Here is a 7,774-nt window from a genome sequence, read left to right as displayed (position 1 = left end):
GTCTACACAGTCTCTTATGCTTATTTTGTTAACTTTGTCAAGTTCATATTATACCAAATTAGATGAGCTTACCCTGGGATCGGTGGTAGCCGAGCTAATTATTGCCAGACGCCGGAAAAGATATTCTTGACTGCGATCGCAATTCGATTTAAGTCTTCCTTCAGCAGCGGCGGCCAAGAAACTCCTCTGCGGAGTCCTGATTCAAATTGCTGCAAACCTTCTACTGACAGTAAATGCAGTGCCGAGATCAATTGTCGATCGAGCATTGGAGATTCTTGCAGCCCTTCAAACAATATTTTTAAAGCTAATAAAATCGATGTCACCTGTCCGGGTACGGGCGGTTGACCTTGTTTGAGACGCATCAGGAAGGCGTCGGGATTTTTCTTGGTTTCCAGGGCGGTTCCTTGGTCGATCAGAAAACTGCGGGCTGTTTTGTAATCCATTTGACGTGCGATCGATCGGAGTGCAATTAATTAGCTGGCATTATATCACTTTTTGTCGCGCTCAATTTGGTAATATATTTCCATACAGCCTACACTACAGCTACTGGTGAGGTGCCCCCATAAGCACGCTACAGCTACTGATTAGAGGCGTAGCATTCATCCCACAGTCGCCTTGAGCGAAGTGAAACGGACAGGGAAAAATAAAACAATGGCAAAACACCCAGGAAATAGCAGAAAATCCAAGATTTATCGCTACTTGTGGCTGCTTTTTTTGTGTCTCAGCTTTCTGTTAGTTCCGCTCATCAAAAAAATAGCTGCCGATACGCCATTCCCCCCACCCGCTCCTATTGAAAATAATGCTAGTTTTGGAGCGAGGATTCAAAGGACGATGGGGCTACTTGCTGCTAGCACTCCAACAAACCGCCGCCAAGTGCGTATTCTATTCTACGGTCAATCCATCACAGAACAAGATTGGTGGAAAAATGTAGTGAAGGATTTGAGACAGCGATTTCCCAATGCAGATTTAATTGTGGAAAATCGGGCAATCGGAGGATTTGCAGCACCGATTTTAATCCGTCCCAGCGAACATGATTTGTATCCTTTTTATCCAGACTTGCTAATTTTTCACGTCTACGGAGGCGGTGAAGATTACGAAGCCATAATTGCCAATGTCCGCAGCCGCACTGCTAGCGAAATACTCTTGCATTCAGACCACATCGACTGGATGCCGACAGGCAACAGCGACGATCCAAATTCAGTCACAAGATACGAATGGCACAACACTCATTCTACTCAATGGCTGCCGGAATTGGCCGATAAGTACGGCTGCGAAATCGCGGAAATTCGCGAACCTTGGCGCAGGTATTTGACAGATAATCGCTTGCAGCCACAACAGCTATTGAGCGACAACATTCACCTTAATGATTGGGGAAATTTTCTGCTAGCTGCTCTGATAAAACCGCACCTGCGATACAAGCCAAATTCTCCTCAACCGCAGCAGGATTTAGTGAAAACCTATACAGTTGGCAGGGATGTTAAGTGGCAAGATGGCAAGTTGGTTTTAGAATTTGAAGGAAATAGAATAGATGCGATCGCCGATAAAACCTTCAACGGCAAGGCAATTTCTGCTAGAATTGCGATCGACGGCAAAAAACCCTCAGAATTTCCTGAACTTTACAGCATCACCAGACCTAGCCTTAGCCTGGGGGTCGGTTGGCCGGCAATCATCCAAATATCCAGCCAAAAACCGCTAATCGTCGAAGATTGGAAAGCCATAATTACTGAGATTAACAGCGACGCCAGCAAGTTTAAATTTGACGTTGTAGGTTCTAAAACAGGTTACGACGGCAGCGGTACAAACGACGAAATGTTTGTCTCAAACTCTGGCCGCGTCGTGATTGAACCGAGAAACTGGTGGCTGCAAAAAGCCTATGAACACTCTAAAAAACCGACGCCTAAAGGCTTTGAGATTTCCTGGCAAGTGCGACCAATGTTTGTTGATTCATACGTTCCTCCACAAATTGCAGATTCAAGCCGCGAATACCCTACAACACTAGCTCAGAATTTGAGCAACTCCAAACACACCCTCGAAATCGTCCCCGAAACAGATGGGGAAGTTCCTATTGAGGCAATTCGAGTGTATCGCCCTCCTTTCTCCAATCTAAAATCTCAAGTTGAGAGTTTTAAACCGCAGATATCAGCGGATGAACGCTGAGGAACGCTGATGCAATTTTATCAGCGTTTATTTGCGTTAATCTGCGGTTTAAAAAATCTTTATGTTGATTTTATAGCAATTCTGGTGGCATTCGGGTTGATGATTGTTCAAACCCTTAATATTTAAGCGTTTTGACTCCTGAATCCTGCTATAATCGCCAAGATTATCAACCTTTGAGCATCCTCAACTCATGAAATATTAACAGCGATACAAAAAAATCCGCCACAAAAATCAACACCCAAGAAGTTACCACCGCCGCCGTTGCAGCTTGGCCTACTCCTTTCCCTCCGCCCACCGTCGTCAATCCCCAACCGCAACCGACAAGGGCAATTATCAACCCAAAAATAAAACTTTTAATCACCACAGTTACTAAATCCCAAGGCCCCAAAAAAGTCCGCACCGATTCCAAAAATACCGACGGTTCCAAATTATAAAAATGAACCGCTACAAATAGCCCGCCCAAAATTCCCACCGCTACCGAAAAAATTGTTAAAATCGGCAGCATGATGCAGCAAGCTATCACCCTCGGCACTACTAAATAATCAACCGGATTTGTTCTTAACATATACAGGGCGTCTATTTGTTCCGTCACCTGCATTTCTCCTATCTCCGCCGCAAATGCCGAACCTACTTGTCCCGCCACCACGCCGGCCGTTAAAAGTGGCGCTAATTCGCCGCAAAATGCCACAGCAAAAGCACCTCCCATCGCCCCTACCGCGCCAAAGCGAACCAATTCTCTGGCTGATTGAAATGTAAAAATCATGCCGCCAAAAAAGGCTATTAGCAGCACGGATCGGAAAGAATCCAAGCCTACTGTTACTAAATGTTCCATGATTTTGCGGCGGTCAATTTTGCCTTGGAGTATGCGTAGCAGCACTTGGCCACCCAAGAACAACGTCACGAAAAACCGCTGAAACCACCTGTTATTGAAGGTTTCATCTAAATGTCGATCGCGCTTTTCTTGGTATTTTTTAACCAATTACTGACGGCTCGCGATTAATTGCAAACAGGGCGAAGCACTGCCACATAGAGATTGTAGGCAATCCTACAGCAATTATTGCACGATTTGTCAACATATATTTTTTGTCTTTCAGCCCTGCGGTTGGTGGGTTAGGCGCGGTTTAAAATTTATTTATTGGTGACTTAACTTAATCGCCGCGCCCAACCCACCCTACAATATGACTAAAATCCTAGGACTGCTCCGCAAGTAACAAGTCGATAAACTTATCCAACTGTTCATTATTCTTTTCGGCTTGATCCTTGCCAATTCTCAGCAGTGCCGATATCTTCTCTTCCGAGGCATCATCAATCGGCAGCGGTTGTTCGCGGCTCAAATCGGGAGTAATTCTCAAATATTGATTCGGTCTTTCAACCGCATCATAAATTTGAATTAATTGATAATTTACAGTTTCAGCAACTCCCGTCATCATGATATTAATCAAAGGCTGAACCCACTCAACTTGACCCCAATTTTTCGCTTCTTCGTAGGGGTATTTTTTCTGAGCTTCTCCTGTCCCCAGCGATAGAATTACCATATCTTTTGCTGTCGGGCCTTTGTCGGAGCGATCGTCGGGAATTCTGAATTTATTTCTAACTTCTGCATAGGCACAAAGTGCGGGATTGTTTGCGAAAACTCCCCCGTCAATTAAAGCGTAGGATTCGTTCGTCAAAGAGCGGATTTTGGTAACTTCAAAGAAAGTGGGAGCTGCAGATGTGGCTCTGGCGATATCTCTAATAAAATAGTCTTGGGCTGGATATTCTTTAGCATCTATTTGATCGAAAAAGTGAGCTTTTCTCCTTTCGATGTCGTAACTGGAAATTAAACAAGGTTTCAGCAGTTCGCTGAGTTTGCAATTTCTAAAGTTTTCCAAAAAGAATTGTTCTAAGCGCTCGCCTGGATATTTCTCATCTATCAAACCGTCTATAGATGTGAGTTTTTGCCATAATGAACTCTTAAAAACGTCGCGGCCGCTCTCAATCGAAAAATTAAGAGCATCTTTCGCCGACCACCGAGGTCTGGTGGGATTTTTGGCATCAGGACACAAATAGATGCAAGTTAAAATTCCTCCCGCACTTGTGCCCGCGATTAAATCAAAATAGTCAGCTATTCTCGCATCTGGGTTGCCACTTTTCTGTTGCAGCTTTGACTCAACGCTAACTAAAACTTGCGCTGGAATAATTCCTCTAATTCCACCTCCATCTATGGATAAAATTCTGGTATATTTAGCCATGACTGTTGCCTCTTCTGAATGTTTGCTCGTTTCCTAGAGTCCGGGATACAAAAAGTGGTTTGAGAGGCTAATCATAGCGGTAATAGCCGTAAGCTGCTTAGGGCGAACTTACATAATTCCGAATTCATGCACCGCTCAATCTCAAATCCCAAATCTTCAATCTAAATTTAATTGGCGGGCTGCGATCGTATAGCGAAAAATGTATTCTACAATTTCTACGTAATTGTAGGCGGCCGCTGGCGAGTCTGCCCAGACTGTGATGCCGTGATCGCGAATTAATAAAGCGGGTACAGACGGCGCTGAAACGGCAAAAAATTCGCAAATTTCCTTGGCTATTTTAGGCACTTCCAAATAATTTGCAAATAGGGGTATCGCCACCTGCGGGTTTTCCTCCCACACCCCCAAACCTTTCAGCATTTCGATCGCGGGTAAAGGCACTGCATCTCCTGCTGTTAGCCGAGAAACTAAATTTGCCTCGATCGAGTGAACGTGATAGCAAGCTTTAGCGTTTGGAAAACAATTGTAAACGGCTAAATGAATGCTGGTTTCGGCCGAAGGGCGGCTGTCGGCAACAGGTTGCTCGACAATTGCGCCGTCTGAGTTCATTCTGATAAAATCTTGTTCAGTTAACTGCCCTTTCGCGCGGCCGCTAGCAGTAATCCAAAAAGTGCCATCTGGTAAGCGGGCTGAAAGATTGCCAGCAGTCCCAACCATCCAACCGCGATCGTAAAAATGTTTGGCTGCTGCAATTAAATCCGATCTCAAATCGCCACTCATTCTTTACAAATCCTCAGTTTTTAATCTACTTTTTACGGTAATAGTGACATTTTGCACCATTCTCAAGAACAGGCAAGATGCCTGTTCCACAAAGAGTAAATTTTCTTGTGTGGTGGGCATCCTGCCGGCTCGTGAAGGCTTATTGACAATGGTGCAAGATGTGAGTTAATAGGAATTGCCCTGGCTTATATAAACGTAGGGTGGGCAGTGCACACTTTACCAATACACACATAACTTTTCTTGAGAAAGGCTATAGTTTCAATTCCATTTTTGGGACAAATTTTCCAAGACATCAAAAAAATTATCCCATTTAGTATAAGGCTTTTGCTGTTCGTCTAGATAGTGGGCAAGCCGATCGCGCGCAAACACCGACGAAGCCTGCAAAGCCATATTAAAATCCGTCAGCGAATCTCCGATTGCCACCTGTTCCTCGGCCGGGTGCTGGCCCATCACCCGCACCTTAGACACCAATTCCTCATCTCCTTCAAACTCAGAATTGACTTGCAAGCGAGGGCCACTAGCGTCCACATCCACAGCGTAAATAACGCTCGCCCGGTGTACCAAATCGCCCATTACCGTCTCTACCATGACCCGAAGACCGCCGGAAACGATCGCAAAATCTACCTTTTTCTCGTCCAAAAAATCCAGCAATTCCAACAATCCCGGCCGCATCAGCTTTCCCCTAGAAAATTCCACAATTTCCCCGTAACGTTCCGAGGGAATAGACTCTAGTAACTGCCGCACTCCCGATCGCAAACTCAGCCTTCTAGCGTATATTTCAGGGATCAGTTGAGACGACAGTTCCGGTGCGAAATGCTTGAGCATTGCCACAAAAGTTTCTTCAACAGTTATCGTGCCGTCAAAGTCGCAGAATACCACCCGTTGCTGATTGTTCGGGATTGAAGATTTTTGCTTGTCATCGGTCATTGTCAGTCGCACCTTTCGAGAACGGCAAAAGTTTACACAATTCATCGTACACTGTCGAGCGATCGAGCGCGACTGCCCAAAACTAATAGTGACGCGCTGTTTGTTGGCAATTTACCGCAGGATTTTATTCAGAATCTTCGAGAGAATCTTCATCTTCCAGGGAATCATCCAGGGAATCTTCATCTTCCAGGGAATCTTCCAAGGAATCTTCTACGTCCTGCTTGTGGTTTTTTGTCTTTTGGGGGTTAGACTTAGCCGGCAAACAGATTAAATTATCATCCTCAGTATTAATCAAACCTTTCGATCGCAACTTACCCATCAGTCGCGTCACCGTCACCCGCGTTGAGCCAATTGCGCTGCCAATTTGAGCGTGAGTCAAGGCCCAAGGCAGCCGGTAGCCCCGAACCACATCCGGTTCGTCGTCACCTATGTAAGGTTCGCCAAACTCCTCGATCAACAAAGTGAGAAATCCCAACAGTCGGTCGATCGTCCGGCGCTGTCCCAAAGTGCTCAGCCAGAGAAGTTTCCGCTGGTGCTGGTAGCGAAACGCATCCAAAATTTCCCTACGAAAGTGAGGCCAGTTATCTAAGTCGTGCCAATACATCCACACTACGTGAGTTTGATCGGCATGAGCGTAAGCTTGGAGAGTAAACGGAGACTGAGCAACCAGTTCAAAGGGCTGGCCTGCGCCGACGAAGCCCAAAAAAGCTTCTTCTGTAGTTTTGTCAGCGGATTTCGACTTCGCCGCCGCAGCGCTAACTTGAGCGCTACCTACGAGTCGCACAGAACCTTTCTGGACTAAATACAGCAGTCCGGGTCTTGCGGGAATCCGCTCGTCTTTGCTAAAAGTCCGGCAGCGGTAGTGTTCCTGGGCCCAGTCGATAATTCGCTGCCAAGTGATAAACGGTCGATCGATAGTCTCTACAGGTGTGGAAGTTGATTGCATAAGTGAGGCTCTGGGATATATTTAAGAGTGAGAAAAACAGCTTCTGCCAGCAGTGCGATACAAAGTGAGACAACCAACCCCCGATCGAGCTTGCACGCTTCTTAACTGTGCTGACTTTTCTTAGTTTTACCGAAAAATTCAATGTAGCAAAAAATACATCAAAATGGTAGAGTTCAGCAAAAAATTTGTCGTAAATTATTGTTATTTAGCAAAAAAATCGCTAGAAAGCCTATTAATTCGATGTAGCCCCGATCGGGGGAGCCGATCGACTATCTCTGAGATCAGCAGTTTAACGTACAAGAAAAGTGCAAGCGGTAACAGTCGATCGTTGCTCTTACGGTAGGATGAGCCGATATGGATACAGCAAATATCTCGCAGTGCCCGGAAGTTACAGTGAAGTGTTTCTTGCTTTCAAGGTTCCAAAAGGCGATCGGCCAGCAAGAGACACTAGGGGAAATTCCGTTAAATCTCATAGGTGGCACCATTCTCAAGAACGGGCAAGATGCCCGTTCCACAAGAGATGAATTTTCTTGTGGAACAGGCATCTTGCCTGTTCCTAAACAAGTAATTGAGAATGGTGCAATATTTCCATTAAATCTTAAATCTTGCACCATTCTCAAGAACGGGCAAGATGCCCGTTCCACAAAAGATGAATTTTCTTGTGGAACAGGCATCTTGCCTGTTCCTAAACAAGTAATTGAGAATGGTGCAATATTTCCATTAAATCTTAAATCTT

7 protein-coding genes and 1 pseudogene are annotated in these 7,774 nt (G+C 45.2%); 2 read left to right on the top strand and 6 right to left on the bottom strand.

The window, feature by feature from the left end; genetic code table 11:
* Positions 1-98: 98 nt before the first annotated feature.
* Positions 99-443 carry a Dethiobiotin synthetase gene (locus QT992_RS32495; RefSeq protein ID WP_333147299.1) on the bottom strand — a complete coding sequence of 115 codons (345 nt, stop codon included), beginning with the start codon at positions 441-443 and terminating at the stop codon, positions 99-101.
* 208 nt (positions 444-651) lie between these two features.
* Here QT992_RS32495 and QT992_RS32490 point away from each other — a divergent pair, with 208 nt between their 5' ends.
* Entirely contained in the window at positions 652-2,157 is a 1,506-nt protein-coding gene (locus tag QT992_RS32490) for an SGNH/GDSL hydrolase family protein (RefSeq protein ID WP_333342902.1), read from the top strand.
* 166 nt (positions 2,158-2,323) lie between these two features.
* On the opposite strand, the gene QT992_RS32485 is transcribed toward QT992_RS32490, so the two are convergent.
* The 5 genes from QT992_RS32485 to QT992_RS32465 form a co-directional block, all read right to left on the bottom strand.
* A complete protein-coding gene (locus tag QT992_RS32485; protein WP_333342903.1) occupies positions 2,324-3,136 on the bottom strand; it encodes an MlaE family lipid ABC transporter permease subunit in 813 nt (270 codons plus the stop codon).
* A 211-nt stretch (positions 3,137-3,347) separates the two neighbouring features.
* On the bottom strand, positions 3,348-4,388 hold the full coding sequence (locus QT992_RS32480) for a patatin-like phospholipase family protein (RefSeq protein ID WP_333319093.1): 1,041 nt from the start codon (positions 4,386-4,388) through the stop codon (positions 3,348-3,350).
* Between the two features lie 156 nt (positions 4,389-4,544).
* Positions 4,545-5,165 (bottom strand): methylthioribulose 1-phosphate dehydratase, encoded by a 621-nt coding sequence (mtnB, locus tag QT992_RS32475; RefSeq protein WP_333319091.1) that lies wholly within the window; start codon positions 5,163-5,165, stop codon positions 4,545-4,547.
* Positions 5,166-5,423: 258 nt separating this feature from the next.
* Positions 5,424-6,092 (bottom strand): HAD-IB family phosphatase, encoded by a 669-nt coding sequence (locus tag QT992_RS32470; RefSeq protein WP_333342904.1) that lies wholly within the window; start codon positions 6,090-6,092, stop codon positions 5,424-5,426.
* A 124-nt stretch (positions 6,093-6,216) separates the two neighbouring features.
* Positions 6,217-7,038, bottom strand: coding sequence for a Crp/Fnr family transcriptional regulator (locus tag QT992_RS32465; protein ID WP_333319087.1), 822 nt, complete (start codon positions 7,036-7,038; stop codon positions 6,217-6,219).
* 354 nt (positions 7,039-7,392) lie between these two features.
* Here QT992_RS32465 and QT992_RS32460 point away from each other — a divergent pair.
* A pseudogene (locus QT992_RS32460) lies at positions 7,393-7,774 on the top strand (hypothetical protein); the annotation flags it as partial.

This window comes from Microcoleus sp. T3_D1, assembly GCF_036700405.1.
Taxonomy (GTDB): domain Bacteria; phylum Cyanobacteriota; class Cyanobacteriia; order Cyanobacteriales; family Microcoleaceae; genus Microcoleus.
This window is presented reverse-complemented; position numbering and strand designations above follow the sequence as displayed.

Excerpts from the sequence above, each read along its gene's own strand:
- QT992_RS32495 (WP_333147299.1), bottom strand. The coding sequence starts at position 443 with ATGGATTACAAAACAGCCCGCAGTTTTCTGATCGACCAAGGAACCGCC.
- QT992_RS32490 (WP_333342902.1), top strand. The coding sequence starts at position 652 with ATGGCAAAACACCCAGGAAATAGCAGAAAATCCAAGATTTATCGCTAC.
- QT992_RS32480 (WP_333319093.1), bottom strand. The coding sequence starts at position 4,388 with ATGGCTAAATATACCAGAATTTTATCCATAGATGGAGGTGGAATTAGA.
- mtnB (WP_333319091.1), bottom strand. The coding sequence starts at position 5,165 with ATGAGTGGCGATTTGAGATCGGATTTAATTGCAGCAGCCAAACATTTT.
- QT992_RS32470 (WP_333342904.1), bottom strand. The coding sequence starts at position 6,092 with ATGACCGATGACAAGCAAAAATCTTCAATCCCGAACAATCAGCAACGG.
- QT992_RS32465 (WP_333319087.1), bottom strand. The coding sequence starts at position 7,038 with ATGCAATCAACTTCCACACCTGTAGAGACTATCGATCGACCGTTTATC.